Consider the following 16,954-nt stretch of genomic DNA (forward strand, 5'->3'; position numbering starts at 1 on the left):
AGACAATGAAAAGACTGGCAAGAATGGCCGGCGTGGGTGCGCTGATCGCAATGGGGATGACGGCGCAGGCCGACCCGGTTGACGATACGCTGATCCTCAACGAAGAGACGGATATGGTGACGCGCACGGCGGCACCCGCACACCTCTCGGACAGGTTTGACGAGGTGATGTCGGGGTGGCTGTTCCGGGGCGATGAAACCCGGATCATGCAGGCTGACGATTTCGACAATCCCGGCATGATCTTTGTCGAACAGGCGATGGAAGCCTGGGAAACAGCCGAGGGCACCGAGGGCAAATCCTGTGCGTCCTGCCACAATGACATCGACAGCATGGCGGGCGTCAAGGCGACCTATCCCAAATGGAACGAGGCCGCGGGCGAAGTCCGCACCTTGCAGATGCAGGTCAATGACTGCCGCACCAACCGGATGGGGGCCGAAGCCTGGAAATACGACAAGGGCGACGCGATCAACATGGAAGCCGCACTTGCATCGGTGTCGCGCGGCCTGCCGGTCAACGTGGCCATCGACGGCCCGGCCCAATCGACCTGGGAACAGGGCAAGGAGTTGTACTACACCCGCATGGGCCAGTTGGAACTGTCCTGTTCGAATTGTCACGAAGACAACTATGGCCGGATGATCCGCGCCGATCACCTCAGCCAGGGCCAGATCAATGGCTTTCCGGTCTACCGCCTCAAGAATACCAAGCTGAACGGGTCACATTCACGCTTCAAGGGCTGTATCCGCGACACCCGCGCCGAAACCTTTGCGCCCGGCAGCCCGGAGTTCGTGGCGCTTGAGCTTTACGTGGCCTCGCGGGGCAATGGCCTTTCGGTCGAAGGCCCCTCTGTCCGCAACTGAACACTGAAGACCCCGTGCGCTGCGTCGCACGGGGTTTTTTGCCCGAATCAAATTCATAGATGCGCATATATATCTGCGTGAAGGAGCCCCCATGTTCTCTCGCCGCGACTTCCTGCAAACTTCCATGGCTGCGGCGTCGATCTATGGCGCGTCCGGCTTTGGCAACTGGTCGCGGCTGGCGGCACAGCAACTGCTGACGCAGGACAAGCTGCTGGAGTTCGACACCTTTGGCAACGTGTCGCTGATCCACGTCACGGACATCCACGCGCAGCTCAAGCCGGTCTATTTCCGCGAGCCGGAGGTCAACATCGGCGTCGGTGGCAACAAGGGGGCCGTGCCCCATGTCACCGGAGCCGATTTCCGCAGGCTCTACGGGATCGACGACGGCAGCCCCTCTGCCTATGCGCTGACCTACAATGACTTTGCCGCCCTGGCGCGGGAATATGGACGGGTCGGCGGGCTGGACCGCGTGGCGACCGTGGTCAAGGCCATCCGCGCCGAGCGCCCCGATGCGCTGCTGCTGGATGGCGGCGACACCTGGCATGGCAGCTATACCTGCTATCAGACCAAAGGGCAGGACATGGTCAACGTCATGAACGCGCTGCAACCGGATGCGATGACCTTCCACTGGGAATTCACCCTTGGCTCTGACCGGGTGACCGAGATTGTCGAGGGCCTGCCCTTTGCCGCGCTGGGCCAGAACATCTTTGACGCCGAATGGGACGAGCCGACCGACCTGTTCCCGCCCTACAAGTTCTTTGAACGCGGCGGCGTGAAGATCGCCGTGATCGGGCAGGCCTTTCCCTATATGCCCATCGCCAACCCCGGCTGGATGTTCCCGGAATATTCCTTTGGCATCCGCGATGAACGCATGCAGGAAATGGTGGATGAGGTCCGCGCCGAGGGGGCTGAACTGGTGGTCTGCCTTTCGCACAACGGGTTCGACGTGGACAAGCAGATGGCGGGCAAGGTCACCGGCATCGACGTGATTCTGTCCGGCCACACCCATGACGCCCTGCCCGAACCGGTGCTGGTGGCGGATACGATCATCATCGCCTCCGGCTCCAACGGCAAATTCGTTTCCCGTGTCGATCTGGATGTGCGCGACGGGCGCATGATGGGTTTCCGCCACAAGCTGATCCCGGTCTTTTCCGACGTGATCACCCCGGATGCGCCGATGACCGCATTGATTGATGAACAGCGCGCGCCCTATCTGAATGCGATGTCAGAGGTGATCGGCAAGACGGCAGAGGATCAGACCCTCTACCGGCGCGGCAATTTCAACGGCACCTGGGACGATCTGATCTGCGATGCCCTGCTGTCCGAACGCGACGCTGAAATCGCGCTCAGCCCCGGTGTGCGCTGGGGGCCGTCGATCCTGCCCGGTCAGGACATCACCCGCGAAGACATCTGGAGCGTGACGTCGATGACCTACCCGGAGGCGTACCGGACCGGGATGACCGGCGAGTTCCTGCATGTGGTGCTGGAGGATGTGGCCGACAACCTGTTCAATCCCGACCCCTATTACCAGCAGGGCGGCGACATGGTCCGCACCGGCGGGCTTGGCTATCGCATCGACGTGACCAAACCGCAGGGCGAGCGGATCACCGACATGACCCTGCTCAGGACCGGCGAACAGATCGACCCGGCCAGAACCTATCAGGTCGCGGGCTGGGCATCGGTCAACGAAGGCACCGAAGGCCCCCCGATCTGGAATGTGGTCGAGGCGCATATCGCAAAGCAGGGCACGGTGCGCCTTGATCCCAACACATCCGTCGACGTGACAGGCATTTGAGGGCGAAGAGCAAGGGAGACAACGCCATGACCGATGACACCAAGGCATCATCGACACGCCGCAGCTTTCTGCGCAATGCAGCGGCTGCCGGTGCCGGTGCGTTTGCCGCTGGCACGGCGCGGGCCCAAACGCCTGACCCGCTGATCACCGAAATCCAGCCCTGGGCACAGGAATTCGGTGACGGTGTGGATGCGACCCCCTATGGCCTGCCGATCCGGTTCGAAGATGACGTGATCCGCCGCAATGTGGATTGGCTGACCGCCGATACCGTCAGTTCCATCAACTTCACCCCGATTCACGCGCTGGACGGCACGATCACCCCGCAGGGCTGCGCTTTTGAACGGCACCACTCGGGCGCGATTGAGCTGCGCAAGGAAGATTACCGGCTGATGATCAACGGGCTGGTCGATCAACCGCTGGTCTTCACCTACGCCGATCTGGAACGCTTCCCGCGCGAGAACCACGTCTATTTCTGCGAATGCGCGGCCAATACCGGGATGGAATGGGCCGGCGCACAACTGAACGGCGCACAGTTCACCCACGGCATGATCCACAACATGGAATACACCGGCGTGCCACTGCGCAGCATGCTGGAGGAAGCGGGGCTGGATGCCGCTGGTGACCTCAAGGACAAATGGGTCTTTGTGGAAGGGGCCGATGCGTCTTCCAACGGGCGGTCCATCCCGATGGAAAAGGCCCTGGACGATGTGCTCATCGCGTTCAAGGCCAACGGCGAGGCATTGCGTAAAGAGCACGGGTATCCAGTGCGCCTCGTCGTGCCAGGGTGGGAAGGCAACATGTGGGTCAAATGGATCCGCCGGATCGAGGTCACCGATGGCCCGGTGGAAAGCCGCGAGGAAACATCGAAATACACCGATACGCTGGCCGATGGCACCAGCCGCAAATGGACATGGGCGATGGATGCAAAATCCGTTGTCACGTCGCCCAGCCCGCAGGCCCCGATTGCCCACGGCTCCGGCCCGCTGGTGATTACCGGCCTGGCCTGGTCCGGGCGCGGTGCGATTACCCGCGTCGATGTTTCCAGGGACGGCGGCATGACATGGGAAACCGCGCGCCTGGCCAGGCCGGGGGAAAAGATGGCGCTGACGCGCTTCTACCTGGACACCACCTGGGACGGACAAGAGATGATGCTGCAATCACGCGCCATGGACGACACCGGCTATGTCCAGCCGACCAAGGCGCAACTGCGCGCGGTGCGCGGGCTGAATTCGATCTATCACAACAATTGCATCCAGACATGGCTGGTGCGCGCCAACGGGGAGGCGGAGAATGTCGAGGTTTCTTAAGTCCGCAGCCCTCATCACACTGCTCGCAGCCAGCGCCAGCCCCGGTCTTGCACAGGGTTTCGGCCTTGGCCGTCCCGCCCTTCCCGAAGAGATCGCGGCCTGGAACCACGACATCGGCCCCTCCGGCGCGGATCTGCCGACAGGCGCTGGCACTGTCCTTGGCGGTGAGGAAATCTTTGCCGAGAAATGCGCCTCCTGTCATGGCGACTTTGCCGAAGGCATCGGGAACTGGCCAAAACTGGCCGGGGGCAGGGGCACGCTGGACCGTGACGATCCGCTCAAGACCGTTGGGTCCTACTGGCCACATCTGACCACGGCTTTCGACTATATCCGCCGGTCCATGCCCTATGGCAACGCAGGCACGCTGACCGATGACGAGGTCTATGCGATCACCGCCTACATTTTGTATTCCAACGATCTGGTCGATGATGAATTTGAACTGTCAGATCAGAACCTGCTGGATGTGAAAATGCCCAACGCCGACGGGTTCATCGTGGATGACCGGGCCAAAGCCGAATACGCCCAATGGCAGGGGGCGCCCTGTATGGAAAACTGCAAGGACGCCCCCGCCAAGGTCACCATGCGCGCCATGGTGCTGGACGTGACCCCGCAAGAGGAAGCAGCCGAACCCGAAGCCGCCGCTGAGCCTGTCGCCGCATCCGACAGTACCGAAACTGAGCCATCGGCCGCCGCCGCCTTTGATCCGGAACTGGCCAAAGCGGGCGAGAAGGTCTTTCGCAAATGCAAATCCTGCCACCAGATCGGCGAGGGAGCCAAGAACCGATCCGGCCCGATCCTGACCAATGTTGTGGGCGCTCCCGCCGCTGCCGTGGCCGGTTTTAAGTACTCCGGCGCGATGAAATCGGCCGCAAAGGACGGTCTGGTCTGGAACGAGGCGGAACTGTCCAGCTTTCTCGCGGCACCGAAAAGCTACATGAAAGGCACCCGGATGTCGTTTCGTGGGCTGAACAAGCAAGAAGACCTGACCGCGGTGATTGAATACCTCAAGTCGGTCGGGAACTGACCCGGTGCCGCGGTCCGCTCTCCCGGCACTGCTGTATCTTGCCTTGCTGGGCCCGGTCGCGGCCCAGGCCGAAGGGGATGCCGAAGCGGGGGAAAAGGTATTTCGCAAATGTGCGGCCTGCCATCAGCTCGGGCCGGATGCCGAAAACCGCGTCGGCCCACATCTGAACGGTATCCATGGCCGTGTGGCGGGCACGGTCGGCGGTTTCACATATTCCGACGCCATGGTCCGGGCTGGCAAGGACGGGCTGACCTGGAGCGATCGGACCCTGGACGCCTTTATCAAGAACCCGAAGGCAATGATCCTGAAGACACGGATGAATTTCACGGGCCTGGACGACGCGCAGGACCGCGCCGATCTGCTGGCTTTTCTGCGGCGCGCCTCGGGCGACACGGCGGATGCGCCAGAAACACAGGCCCTGGACCCCGCGATCCTCGCGCTTGTGGGGGATGTGGAATACGGCGCATACTTGGCCGGTGATTGCACGACCTGCCACCAACCCGATGGGGCGGAAGATGGCATCCCATCAATTACCGGCTGGCCGGTCAAGGATTTTGTGGTGGCCATGCACGCCTACAAGAACAAGCTCAGACCGCACCCTGTCATGCAGATGATGGCGGGCCGTCTGACGAACGAGGAGATTGCCGCGCTTGCGGCATATTTCAAGGACCTCGACTAGGGGTCGTTTCAGGGAGGAAGACCATGACACTGAACAGACGTGCTTTTATCGGTACCGGGGCTGCGGCCACGGCTGCCTTGTCGGCGCCCGATGTCTTTGCGGCGGGGCATGGCAAACCCCGCGTTGTCGTCGTGGGGGGCGGCGCAGGCGGTGCCACCGCCGCGCGCTATATCGCCAAGGACAGCAAGGGCGAAATCGACGTGATGCTGATCGAACCCACGCGCATGTACTATACCTGCTTTTTCTCGAACCTCTATCTGGGCGGGTTCAAGGAAATGGGCGATCTTGGTCACAGCTACGGTGGGCTGGCGGCTGGTGGCGTGAATGTCGTGCATGACTGGGCCGTGGGCGTGGACCGCGATGCACGCACCGTGGCGCTCGCGGGGGGAGGTTCGGTCCCTTATGACAAGCTGATCCTCAGCCCCGGCATTGATTTCGTTGATGGCGCGGTCGAAGGCTGGGACGTAGCGGCCCAGAACGCCATGCCGCACGCCTACAAGGGCGGTTCGCAGACTGAACTGCTCAAGGCGCAGATCATGGCGATGCCCGAGGGCGGCACATTCGCGATGGTGGCACCACCGAACCCCTATCGCTGCCCCCCCGGCCCCTATGAACGGGTGTCGATGGTGGCGCACTACCTCAAGGCGAACAATCCGACTGCCAAGATCATCGTGGCCGACCCCAAGGGGAAATTCTCCAAGCAGGCATTGTTTCAGGAAGGGTGGGGGGACCATTACTCGGGCATGATCGACTGGATCGGCGAGGAATTCGGTGGCGGCAACGTATCGGTTGACCCGGCCGCCATGACCCTGACCATTGATGGCGAAGAAACCAAGGTCGATGTCTGCAACGTGATCCCGGCGATGAAGGCAGGCCGCATCGCGGAAATGGCAGGCGTCACCGACGGGAACTGGGCCCCGGTCAATGCCATCGACATGTCCAGCAAGGCTGATCCCGACATCTATGTGCTGGGCGATTCCGCTGAACAGGGCGACATGCCGAAATCAGGGTTCTCCGCCAATTCGCAGGCCAAGGTCTGCGCCAACGCGGTGCGCGGCGCACTGACCGGGTCCAGTGTGTTCCCGGCCCGGTACTCCAACACCTGCTGGTCGCTGATCGATACCGATGACGGCGTCAAGGTTGGCGCAACCTATGAGGCGACGGATGAAAAGATCGCCCAGGTGGACGGCTTTATCTCCGAAACCGGGGAAAGCGCGGAACTGCGCAAGGCGACTTACGAGGAATCCGAAGGCTGGTACGCCGGGATCACCGCGGACATGTTCGGCTGAAACACGCGACCGGGGGCTTTGGCCTTGCCCATCGCCCCCGGTTCTCTGCTACACTTTGCAGAACGCGCGTAATGGAGACACGTCATGAAACCACTTGTCCTTTCTGCATTGATCTGCTGCGCCGCCCCGGTGCTTGCACAGGAGGCGATCACTTATCCCTTCAACGGCAGCTTTGAGGACGCCACCTTCAGCGTGGAAAATGCGATTGTCGGTCAGGGTCTGGTCATTGACTATGTGAGCCATACCGGCGAAATGCTGAACCGCACCGCCGGTGATGTCGGCAGCGAAACCAAACTCTTCGATGCGGCGGATGTGTTCCTGTTCTGCTCTGCCGTATTGTCCCGCAAAGTGATGGAGGCGGACCCGATGAACATCGCCCATTGCCCCTATGGCATCTTCGTCGCTGACCGCGAGGGTCAGGTCGTCGTGGGATATCGCAGCTACCCGCAAGGCCCGATGCAGGAGGTGCAGGCGTTGCTGGATGAGATCGTGCAAGAGGCCGTGGCCGACTGATGCGTGCATTTCCAGACCTGCCGCCAATCTGGTGGCTTGGCAGCATTGCCGCCATCTACCTTTTCAAATTCATCGCGCCGGGCCTGCACCCGGATATCTGGTGGCTGGATGCCCTGTCGTGGCTCGTGCTTCTTGGTGCGCTTGGCCTTGTCGTCTGGTCCGCCTGGTACTTCTTTGCCCGAAAAACCACGATAGAGCCGCATAACACCCCGAAAACCCTGATCGTGGAGGGGCCATTTCAATGGTCCCGCAACCCGATCTACCTCGCGCTGGTGATGCTCACAGTGTCCTTTGCCATGGGAACAGGCTCGCTGCTGGGCCTTGTGCTGGCAGGCGCGCTCTGGCTTGTCCTCGACCGTCGCTTTGCCGCACCGGAAGAGGCACTGTTGCGCCAGACCTTCGGACCGGCTGCCGACGCCTATTGCGCGCGGGTCAGACGCTGGATCTGACGGTCGCTGACCCCGGTCAACCGACCCCCGGCACAAAGCGATAGGCATCTGCGGTCTTTTCCACATGCCCGAACCCCTGCGGCAGGTGAAAGCCGATGACGCGGGTCTGTTCATGCGCCAGCTGATCCAGCAGGGCCGCCCGCGTTGTGGCGGCAAGCTGTTGGTCCTGATCCGATCCTGACAGCCACTCCGGCCTGGCAAAGGCAACATGGTGGTTGCCGATGCAATCGCCCAGGACCATGACGGATTGCGTGCCGTCCCGCACCTCCAGCGCCATGTGACCTGGGGTATGACCGTATGTGGCGCGGGCCAGGACACCCGGCAAGACCTCGTCGCCGTCATCGAACAAGGTCACGTCCTCTTCGATCATCCGCAAACGCCGCTCCGCCCCCACCGCAAAGGCAACCCGCGCCTCGCCGATCTGATCGACCGTTTCGGGATCAAGCCAATAGTCCCATTCCGCCCGGCCCATCATATAGCGCGCGCCGGTAAACAGCGGGTCGCCGAAATCATCCAGCAGACCCCACAGGTGGTCAGGGTGGCCATGGGTAAAAACCACATCCGTCACCTCTTCTGGCGCGACTCCCAATGCGTCAAGCGATGCGCCCAGGGTTCCGGCGGTCGCCGCAAAATCCGAGCCTGCGCCGACATCGAACAACACCGTCCGGTCACCGCTGCGCATCAGGGTCACATTGCAGGGTGGTGTCAGTACGTCAGGCGAAATGCCCTGCGCATCCAGCACGGCCTGCAATTCATCCTTGGGCATCGGATCAAAGACAAAGCTGCCCGGCAGGGCAAGCGCGCCGTCGCTGACCACATCAAGCCGGACCTTGCCCAGATCAATCTGCGCATGTCCGGCCCGTGGCCCAAGGCCAAATCCGGTCATGCCCGCCGCACCGATGCTGCCTGCGACAAAACTCCGCCTGGTGATAGACATCGCCTGCTCCCCTCTCAAGAAATTCGTAACTTTGAATATGAAGGGGCGGGAGGCAAAGCGCAAGCCTGCCGGGGCGCGCTCAGGCGATATGCTGGATCGTCGAAAACCCTTCGAACACCGGAGCACCCTCATGCAGCTTTGCCGTGGTGCCCGCGCTCTTGTGCGAGGCCCGGAAGGCGTCGCTGCGGGTCCAGTTGCGAAAGGCCTCCTCCGACGCCCAGACCGTATGCGAGGCAAACAGCACCTTGCCGTCATTTTCGGGGCCACGCAGCATGTGAAATTCCACAAAGCCCTCCATCTCCTTGAGATGGCTGTCGCGGCCCAGCCAGAGCGCCTCAAAGGCTTCGGCGTTTTCCGACGGCACGGTAAAACGGTTCATCGCGATATACATGACAGGTCCTTACTTGTTGAATGCGGCGCAGGGGTCTGGCCTGTCCGCCGGGGCGGTGACGATGGTGGTATCATAACGCGGATCACCGCCCTCTGCGGGGGCCTCGACAAAGCCCACCACATGCACTGTGGTATCGGGGGCGGCGCGGGCGATCAGCGCGGGCATGGCCCAGTCCTTGCGCGCATGCCCGTTGCCGGTGATCACCACCACAGGCGCGCCATAGGTGGCAAGCGCCTCTAACGTCGTTGCGGAAAAGGCGGCGTCGCGCAGGCGCTGCGCCTCGACCATGCCGCCCATCATCTCCATCGGCATCGCCTCGCAATGCGCGGCGAACTGCAATGCCGCGCGCGCCTCCTGCTCCGCCTGCGGCAAGGGGGCGTCCAGACCGAAACGGCCCGCCTCGGCCCCAAGCACCTCGGCTGCACCGCTCTCGAATGCGGCCCGCACGCGGTCGCGGGGCAAGGCTGCGCCGAACACCGGCGTCTGCCCTGCCGCCTCGAACACCGGACGGTACAGCGCAAAGTCCGGCCAGCCCGATTCGGCCCAGCCAATCTGTTGTGCCAGCGCATCCAGATCGCTGCGACTGTCGGCATTGACCTGCGCGGCCTGATCCGGTGTCAGCATTTCGAAAACAACGGCCCTCGGCGCGATCTCTGCCATCAGCTTTGCCTGTCCAAGGTGATGTGCGGCGTTGTCGTGGACCTCGCCCAGGAGGACGATATCGGCGGCCCGCATCCGCGCAATGTCATCGGCGTCAACCTCTGCGATGGCGGCATTGGCCGCAACGGCGGCCAGACAGGCTGTCAGCATGTGACGAAAGTGGCGCATATCAGCCCCCCTGCAAGATCGGACACGGCTGTCCATGCAAAAGGGCCGCAGCTGCGCGGCCCCCCCCCTGTGACGTCGCATCCGGGCGCGGGTTTGCCCGCCCGGATGCGACCCTTGGCTTACTTCCAGCCGACTGCGTTAAAGATCTTCTGCGCTTCGGGCAGGTTCTGGGCCACGGCAGACAGGTTCACCTCATCCGCCTTGAACTCGCCCAGCTTCGCCACGCTCTCGCTCAGCGGGACGCCCGCGACCGTCGGGAATTCGTCGTTCCCGGCAGAGAAATATTCCTGCGCCTGTTCCGACGCGAGGTACTCAAGGAACTTCACCGCATTCTCGCGGTTCGGTGCATGGGCTGCCACGCCGCCGCCCGACAGGTTCATATGCGCCCCTTCGGCATCCTGCGCCGGAAAGATCCAGCCGATGCGATCGACTTCTGCGGTCACGCCGTCCACGTCGGTGCGCAGCGCGCGGGCAAAGTAATAGCTGTTGGCGATGGAAATTTCGCATTGCCCGGAAACAAGCCCGCGCAGCTGGTCGGTGTCCCCGCCTTCGGGGTCGCGGGCAAAGTTGGCCACCACACCGGCGGCCCAGTCACGCGCCGCTTCCGCGCCGTGGTTCTCGATCACCGAGGCAAGCAGCGTCTGGCTGTAGACGTTGGTGGAGGAGCGGTGGCACACCATGCCCTTGTACTTGGGGTCTGCCAGCGACAGATAGTCCATCGGCGGCTCGGTCACATCGTTCTTGTCGTAAAAGATGATCCGCGCACGCTGGGAAAATCCGAACCACTGGTTGTCGCTGTCCTGCAGGTTGGCGGGAATGCGGTCTTCCAGAATGTCGCTGTCGACGGTTTGCAGAACGCCGGCATCCTTGGCCCGTTGCAGGCGCGAGGTATCGACCGTCAGCAGCACGTCGGCAGGAGAATTGGCCCCTTCCGCCTGCATCCGCGCGATCAGCTCGTCCGCGTTGCCTTCGATCCGGTTGACGGTGATGCCGGTCTGTTCGGTAAAGTCGGAATACAACCGTTCGTCGGTGTCATAGTGGCGCGAGGAATACAGGTTCACATCCCCCTCGGCGGCAGCACTGCCAGCGACCAGAACGGCGGTCAGGGCAAGGGGGGTAAAACGTACGTTGAATGGCATGGGGCTCTCCAGTTTTTAATCCTTACTTTTTTGATCAGATACCAGACTGAACAAAGGATGCAACAATACTTATCGAAATACTCGGAAATACCCCGGCAGTGGGAAATGTGGCTGGCGGACAAGGATAAGCCGCTGCGGCATTTGATAGGCCGTCGTCCTGTGGGCTGTGTGGCACTCCTCCCGGATCGCGTAGTTTGGCCGGGCGGAAGGACGGGACAGGCCGTCGGTGGCGGGTGTGGATTTCAAGGCAGCAAGGCAGCAAGGCAGCAAGGCAGCAAGGCAGCAGTCTAGCGGATCACTGTCTGACCAATCACCGCAACCCCCCGGTTCCGGCGGCACCTTACATCACGACACCCGCGCGCCCTGCACCCAGACCGCCTTGACCACCGGATGATGCCCCAATGTCGCGAAACGCACCAGATCGGCGCGCCTGCCGACCTCCAGCGCCCCGCGATCCTCCAGCCCGACATGACGCGCGGGATTGGCGGTGACCGTGGCCAGCGCGCGGGGCAGATCACCCCATATCTCGTTCAGCATCAGCGCGCCCTGCATCAGCGCGGCGGGCACATAGTCGGACGACAGGATGTCCAGCCGGTCCCCTTCCGCCAGCTCCCGCGCCGCCACATTGCCCGAATGGGACCCGCCCCTGACCAGGTTCGGCGCGCCCATGATCGTGGCAATCCCCTGCCTGTGGCAGGCTTCGGCGGCCTCTACCGTGGTGGGAAATTCCGCGATGCTCACGCCCTGCGCATGGCTCTTGTCTACCTGCGCCGCAGTGGTGTCGTCATGGCTGGCCAGCGTGGCCCCGTACCGCTTTGCGGCGGCCACAGCGGCGCTCTCATGGGCCGCCCCCAGCCGGGCCTGAAGCCCGTAAAGAAAATCGCGGTATTCGTCGAACCCTTCGGCGGACATGCCGTGTTTGCCGCAAACATAGTCCCTGAACTTGCCCAGGTCGCGAAACTGCCGCTGCCCCGGCGTGTGATCCATCAGCGAGACAATCCCGATCTTGTCCGCCGGTCCGAATTCCGCCATCTCCTCCACCAGTGTTTCCGAACAGATCTCGGCCCGCAGGTGAATGTGGTGGCTGATCTTCAGCACCCCCGCCCCCCGCATTTCCAGGATTTCATCCGCCATCTGGCGCGCATATTTGCCGTACCGCCTGCTGCTGGACGACACGATGGAGCCCACGCGGATCGCGTCAAACACCGTGGTGATCCCGGTGCCCGCCAGCTCGCGGTCATGCGCCAGAATGGCGGCGCGATGCGGCCAGTCCACCTTGGGCCGGGGCGTCATGTGGCGCTCAAGGTTGTCGGTATGCAATTCGATCAATCCGGGGCAAAGGTAATCTCCACCACAGTCCTGCGCGCCGGTCGCCGCGCTGCCCCCGTGAGAGATATCGGCGATCAGCCCCTCCTTCACCAGAAGCGATCCCTCGATCACCTCTGTCGGCAGGACGATCCTGGCATTTGTCAAAACGGTCTCTTGTGTCATAGCAACGTCACATCTGAATGGCACGGCTTGCGCGTGCCAGTTGAAAGGAAGGGTTCATGTTCAAACGGTTTGCGGTCTATTTCACACCCCAGGGTGCCTTGGCGGACAAAGGGGCCGCATGGCTGGGGTGGGATATCGCATCGGGCTGCGCCGCTGACCACCCGCAAGTCGCCGGGCTGGATCTTGCCAGCCTGACGGCGACACCGCGCAAATATGGGTTCCACGCCACGATCAAACCGCCCTTTGTCCTTGCGGCAGGCACCGATGTCGCAGGTCTGTCGCAGGCTCTGGCGCGGTTCTGCACCCATTTTGCTCCGGTCAGACTGGATGGGCTCAAGGCAGCACAGATGGGCGGTTTCCTCGCCCTGACTCCGGTTGGGGATCAGGCGCAGTTGAACAACCTGGCGGGTGAGGCGGTGATGCAGCTCGACCGGTTTCGCGCGCCGCCCGGTGCAGATGAACTGGCGCGCCGCCGGGCGCGCCACCTGACACCGCAGCAGGAGCGGAACCTGCGCGAATGGGGTTACCCCCATGTGCTGGACGCCTTCCGGTTCCACATGACCCTGAGCGGACGGGTGGAGCAGCCGAAACAAACTCTCCCGCTGGTCGCCGCGCATTTCGCAGACTGCCTGCCGCAGCCGTTTCTGCTGGACAGCCTGACCCTGGCGGGAGAGCGTCATGACGGGATGTTCGAGGCCCTGCAACGCTATGCCCTCACCGGATAAAGTGCCGCCAGCGCGCGAGCAACAGTGTCCGGCAGCGCGCCGGAGTTGTCGATCCGCGTGGCGCTGATTCCCGCAGGCAGGGCGAAATCCGCCCGTGCCAGCCGGGTCTCTATCTGGGCCGCATTCTCGCGCTGACGGGCGCGCAGACGCGCCTCCAGCACTTCCGGCGTTGCGGTCAGCGACAGAACCTCAAAGCGCTCGAAAAGCGCTTGCGCCATTGGCAGGACAGACCGCGACAGGTTGGCCAGCACATCCTGCCCGCGCGCCATCTCATCCACGACCCCGGCGGGGATGCCATAGCGCAACCCGTGGGCCTGCCACTGCAACACAAAAGCCTCCTGCGCCACGCGCCGCGCAAATTCGGCATCGCTCACGGCGTCGAAATCCTCGCCCCCCGCATCCGCCGACCGGGTGATGACCCGGCGGACGGCGACAAGGGACGGCGCCTGCGCCACCATCCCGGCCATGACGGAATCCTTGCCGACCCCCGAAGGGCCGACAACAGCGATGAAGCGTCCGATGCTCATGCCAGTCCGGGGGTAAAGCGGGCCACGTCCACCTCACGGTCACAGACCCTGCGCCGCGCCGCCTCATCGTGGAAGATCCCGACAATGGCTGCCCCGCGCGCCTTGGCCTCTTCGATCAGCGCCAGCACAACCTCCCGGTTGCCCGCATCAAGGCTTGCCGTCGGCTCGTCCAGCAGCAGCGCCGGATAGGCATAGGCAAAGCCGCGCGCGATGTTCACCCGCTGTTGTTCACCCCCCGAGAACGTCGTCGGGCTGAGCGTCCAAAGATGCCGGGGTATGTTCAACCGCTCCAGAAGGTCCCGCGCCCGCGCCCCGGCGCTCTCCGGGGCGCAGCCCGTGCGCAGCAATGGTTCTGCGACCACGTCCAGCGTGGACACCCGCGGCACCACCCGCAGGAACTGGCTGACATAGCCCAGCCTGTCCCGGCGCAGCGCCAGGATCTCGCGCGGTTCGGCGCGGGCCACATCGACCCCGCCAATCCGGATATGGCCCGAGGCCGCCAGGTAATTCCCGTAAAGCATGCGCATCAGGGTCGACTTCCCGGCACCGGAGGCCCCGATCAGCCCGACGCATTCGCCCGGTGCGACGTCAAACTGCGCATCCTGCATCACCGGGATGACCGCGCCACCCTGGTTGTGCAGGGTGAAGGACTTGCAGAGTTTCTCAACTTGGATCATCATATTAACCTGTTGTTAACAAACAGAAAGGTTTCGCGGCGAAACCTGTCTCATACCTGGAGGACCGAAGAGACCAGCAGTTGCGTATAGCCATGCTGGGGATCATCCAGCACCTGGTCCGTCAGGCCGGTCTCGACCACATGACCGTCTTTCATTACCATCAGCCGGTCGGCCAACAGCCGCACCACGGCAAGGTCATGGGTCACGATGATGGCACTCAATCCCATCTCGCGGACCAGACCCCGCATCAGATCAAGCAACCGGGCCTGCACCGAAACATCAAGCCCCCCCGTCGGCTCGTCCATGAACACCAGCCGTGGCCCGGTGACCAGGTTGCGCGCAATCTGCAACCGCTGCTGCATGCCCCCCGAAAAGGCGCTGGGGCGGTCGTCGATCCGATCGGCGGCAATCTCCACCCGGCCCAGCCAGTCCGTCGCGGTGTTGCGGATATCGCCATAATGGCGTGCGCCCACCGCCATCAATCGCTCACCCACATTGCCGCCGGCACTCACGTTCATGCGCAGCCCGTCGCGGGCATGCTGATGGACAAAGGCCCAGTCGGTGCGCCCCAGCATGCGCCGCTCCGGTTCGTTCATCGTCACGGTATCGCGCAATCCATCGGCGCGGGTATCAAACCGGACCGCACCGGCGTCGGGCGGCAAATGCCCTGCCAGACAATTGAGCAGTGTCGACTTGCCCGATCCGCTTTCACCGACGATGCCCATGACCTCGCCCGGATAGAGGTCGAACGACACATCCGTGCAGCCGATCCGCGCACCATAGAATTTCGAAACGGCTTCAACCTGCAACAACGGGGTCATGCCACATCCTCCTTCACCGGAACACCCTGGGCGCCCACATGGCCTGCCGCGCGGCGGGTACTGCAATAATCGGTGTCCGAACACATGAACAATCGCCCCCCCGCGTCATCGACAATCAGCTCATCGAGATAGCTGTCCACGGCCCCACAAAGATCGCAGGCATGATCCGCCTTGCTGGCCTCAAAGGGGAAATCCTCGAAATCAAGGCTGACGACCTGCGTATGGGGTGGCAATGCATAGATACGCTGCTCGCGCCCCGCGCCGAACAGCTGGATGGCATCCATGGTCAGTTTCGGATTGTCGAATTTCGGGATCGGCGAAGGGTCCATGACATAGCGCCCTTCGACCTTGACCGGATAGGCATAAGCGGTGGCAATCGCCCCGTGCTGGCTGATGTCCTCGTAAAGCTTGACATGCATCAGCCCGTATTCTTCCAGACTGTGCATCTTGCGGGTCTCGACCTCCGAAGGCTCCAGGAACCGCAGAGGCTCGGGGATCGGGACCTGATAGACAAGGATCTGGTCCGCGCGCAGTGGCATTTCGGGAATGCGGTGACGGGTCTGAATCACGCTGGCCTTTGCGGTGTCGTCGGTCACGGCCACCCCTGCGGTCTTTTCGAAAAAGCGGCGGATGGACACGGCATTGGTGGTGTCATCCGCGCCCTGGTCAATGACCTTGAAGGTGTCGTCGGGCACCAAAACCGCCGCTGAAACCTGCACGCCGCCGGTGCCCCAACCATAGGGCATCGGCATCTCGCGGCTTGCAAAAGGCACCTGATATCCGGGAATCGCCAGTCCCTTGAGGATCGCTCGGCGGATCATCCGCTTGGTCTGCTCATCGAGATAGGCAAAGTTATAGGCTGAAACAGTCATGCGAAACGCCGCTCCTGTCTGACTTGAAAACTGAAAGGTGCAGGTCGAAGCGCGCATCGGCGTGGCTGCGTCAATATCTGCGATGCGCGATCCCGGCGATCTCTGTCAGCACATTGCCCAAGTCGTTCTCGACCTGCGCGCGGGTAAGGCGGACCACACCATAGCCCAGTGCCTGCAACGCCATGTCCCGCTGGACCAGCAAACTTCGATGTTGGGCCAGCCCGGTGACCTCCACCACCAGCCGCGCCGCAGGACACAGGAAGTCCACGACGTAAGGTCCCAAGGGCGCTTTGCGGCGAAACTTCAAACCAGCCACCTGCCGGTTGCGCAACGCCTGCCAGACCTTGTCTTCGGGCGCTGTCATCCAACGACGCTGCGCACGTGCCTTGCTGATCTGCGGCTTGGTTCTGCCCATCCGGGCAGCGTGGCATCGAAATCGTGAACCATCGGTTAAGAACACAAGAATCTTGCCGCAATTTCTTGCCAGACCAAAACCCCCTCACCCCCGGCCCCTCTCCCCTCGGGGAGAGGGGAGCCACGCTATCGCCGATGGCACATCCTGTTGTTTCACGAGGTGTGCTGCCTGGGGTACGGTGTCCCCTCTCCCCAAGGGGAGAGGGGGCACCGTACCCC

19 protein-coding genes are annotated in these 16,954 nt (G+C 62.8%); 9 read left to right on the forward strand and 10 right to left on the reverse strand.

From position 1 onward, the window contains the following. Window positions 1–5 precede the first annotated feature (5 nt). The 8 genes from soxA to A8B82_RS15590 all read left to right on the forward strand — a co-directional run bounded on the left by soxA (window position 6) and on the right by A8B82_RS15590 (window position 7,913). The gene (soxA, locus tag A8B82_RS15555; protein WP_067294323.1) at window positions 6–857 is read left to right on the forward strand and encodes a sulfur oxidation c-type cytochrome SoxA; all 852 of its coding nucleotides are present in this window, start codon (window positions 6–8) and stop codon (window positions 855–857) included. A 91-nt stretch (window positions 858–948) separates the two neighbouring features. After that, window positions 949–2,652, forward strand: a complete 1,704-nt coding sequence (gene soxB, locus A8B82_RS15560) for a thiosulfohydrolase SoxB (RefSeq protein WP_067294326.1) — start codon at window positions 949–951, stop codon at window positions 2,650–2,652. A gap of 26 nt (window positions 2,653–2,678) precedes the next feature. After that, entirely contained in the window at window positions 2,679–3,959 is a 1,281-nt protein-coding gene (gene soxC / locus A8B82_RS15565; RefSeq protein WP_067294329.1) for a sulfite dehydrogenase, read from the forward strand. Next, complete coding sequence (locus A8B82_RS15570) at window positions 3,943–4,983, forward strand: c-type cytochrome (protein ID WP_067294331.1); 1,041 nt, start codon at window positions 3,943–3,945, stop codon at window positions 4,981–4,983. Before soxC ends, A8B82_RS15570 begins: the two co-directional genes overlap by 17 nt. A 4-nt stretch (window positions 4,984–4,987) precedes the next feature. After that, window positions 4,988–5,662: a c-type cytochrome gene (locus A8B82_RS15575; RefSeq protein WP_067294334.1), complete on the forward strand. Its 675-nt coding sequence runs from the start codon at window positions 4,988–4,990 to the stop codon at window positions 5,660–5,662. A gap of 23 nt (window positions 5,663–5,685) precedes the next feature. After that, window positions 5,686–6,951: an NAD(P)/FAD-dependent oxidoreductase gene (locus A8B82_RS15580; RefSeq protein ID WP_067294337.1), complete on the forward strand. Its 1,266-nt coding sequence runs from the start codon at window positions 5,686–5,688 to the stop codon at window positions 6,949–6,951. Between the two features lie 84 nt (window positions 6,952–7,035). Further along, window positions 7,036–7,464, forward strand: a complete 429-nt coding sequence (locus tag A8B82_RS15585; protein WP_067294340.1) for a DUF302 domain-containing protein — start codon at window positions 7,036–7,038, stop codon at window positions 7,462–7,464. Next, window positions 7,464–7,913 carry a methyltransferase family protein gene (locus A8B82_RS15590; RefSeq protein WP_067294343.1) on the forward strand — a complete coding sequence of 150 codons (450 nt, stop codon included), beginning with the start codon at window positions 7,464–7,466 and terminating at the stop codon, window positions 7,911–7,913. Before A8B82_RS15585 ends, A8B82_RS15590 begins: the two co-directional genes overlap by 1 nt. Before the next feature lie 16 nt (window positions 7,914–7,929). Here the strand turns inward: A8B82_RS15590 and A8B82_RS15595 are convergent, their stop codons facing one another. The 5 genes from A8B82_RS15595 to A8B82_RS15615 all read right to left on the reverse strand — a co-directional run bounded on the left by A8B82_RS15595 (window position 7,930) and on the right by A8B82_RS15615 (window position 12,699). After that, on the reverse strand, window positions 7,930–8,850 hold the full coding sequence (locus tag A8B82_RS15595) for an MBL fold metallo-hydrolase (protein ID WP_067294346.1): 921 nt from the start codon (window positions 8,848–8,850) through the stop codon (window positions 7,930–7,932). A gap of 79 nt (window positions 8,851–8,929) precedes the next feature. Then, window positions 8,930–9,241 (reverse strand): antibiotic biosynthesis monooxygenase family protein, encoded by a 312-nt coding sequence (locus tag A8B82_RS15600; RefSeq protein ID WP_067294349.1) that lies wholly within the window; start codon window positions 9,239–9,241, stop codon window positions 8,930–8,932. A 9-nt stretch (window positions 9,242–9,250) separates the two neighbouring features. Then, entirely contained in the window at window positions 9,251–10,069 is an 819-nt protein-coding gene (locus tag A8B82_RS15605; RefSeq protein WP_067294352.1) for a ChaN family lipoprotein, read from the reverse strand. 119 nt (window positions 10,070–10,188) lie between these two features. Next, window positions 10,189–11,208 (reverse strand): extracellular solute-binding protein, encoded by a 1,020-nt coding sequence (locus A8B82_RS15610; protein ID WP_067294355.1) that lies wholly within the window; start codon window positions 11,206–11,208, stop codon window positions 10,189–10,191. Between the two features lie 345 nt (window positions 11,209–11,553). Then, entirely contained in the window at window positions 11,554–12,699 is a 1,146-nt protein-coding gene (locus A8B82_RS15615) for an alpha-D-ribose 1-methylphosphonate 5-triphosphate diphosphatase (protein ID WP_067294357.1), read from the reverse strand. A 56-nt stretch (window positions 12,700–12,755) separates the two neighbouring features. On the opposite strand from A8B82_RS15615, the gene A8B82_RS15620 reads away from it, so the two are divergent. Continuing rightward, window positions 12,756–13,424 carry a DUF1045 domain-containing protein gene (locus A8B82_RS15620; protein WP_067294359.1) on the forward strand — a complete coding sequence of 223 codons (669 nt, stop codon included), beginning with the start codon at window positions 12,756–12,758 and terminating at the stop codon, window positions 13,422–13,424. Here A8B82_RS15620 and phnN read toward each other — a convergent pair. The 5 genes from phnN to A8B82_RS15645 form a co-directional block, all read right to left on the reverse strand. Beyond that, on the reverse strand, window positions 13,406–13,951 hold the full coding sequence (phnN, locus tag A8B82_RS15625; protein WP_067294362.1) for a phosphonate metabolism protein/1,5-bisphosphokinase (PRPP-forming) PhnN: 546 nt from the start codon (window positions 13,949–13,951) through the stop codon (window positions 13,406–13,408). The genes A8B82_RS15620 and phnN overlap by 19 nt on opposite strands. Continuing rightward, the gene (gene phnL / locus A8B82_RS15630) at window positions 13,948–14,631 is read right to left on the reverse strand and encodes a phosphonate C-P lyase system protein PhnL (RefSeq protein ID WP_443069343.1); all 684 of its coding nucleotides are present in this window, start codon (window positions 14,629–14,631) and stop codon (window positions 13,948–13,950) included. The genes phnN and phnL overlap by 4 nt, the downstream gene beginning before the upstream one ends. A 47-nt stretch (window positions 14,632–14,678) precedes the next feature. Then, on the reverse strand, window positions 14,679–15,449 hold the full coding sequence (phnK, locus tag A8B82_RS15635) for a phosphonate C-P lyase system protein PhnK (protein ID WP_067294366.1): 771 nt from the start codon (window positions 15,447–15,449) through the stop codon (window positions 14,679–14,681). Next, on the reverse strand, window positions 15,446–16,321 hold the full coding sequence (locus A8B82_RS15640; RefSeq protein ID WP_067294368.1) for an alpha-D-ribose 1-methylphosphonate 5-phosphate C-P-lyase PhnJ: 876 nt from the start codon (window positions 16,319–16,321) through the stop codon (window positions 15,446–15,448). The genes phnK and A8B82_RS15640 overlap by 4 nt, the downstream gene beginning before the upstream one ends. 70 nt (window positions 16,322–16,391) lie before the next feature. Further along, the gene (locus A8B82_RS15645; RefSeq protein WP_067294370.1) at window positions 16,392–16,736 is read right to left on the reverse strand and encodes an endonuclease domain-containing protein; all 345 of its coding nucleotides are present in this window, start codon (window positions 16,734–16,736) and stop codon (window positions 16,392–16,394) included. Between the last annotated feature and the right edge of the window lie 218 nt (window positions 16,737–16,954).

This window comes from Sulfitobacter sp. EhC04 (genome assembly GCF_001650875.1).
GTDB lineage: Bacteria > Pseudomonadota > Alphaproteobacteria > Rhodobacterales > Rhodobacteraceae > Sulfitobacter.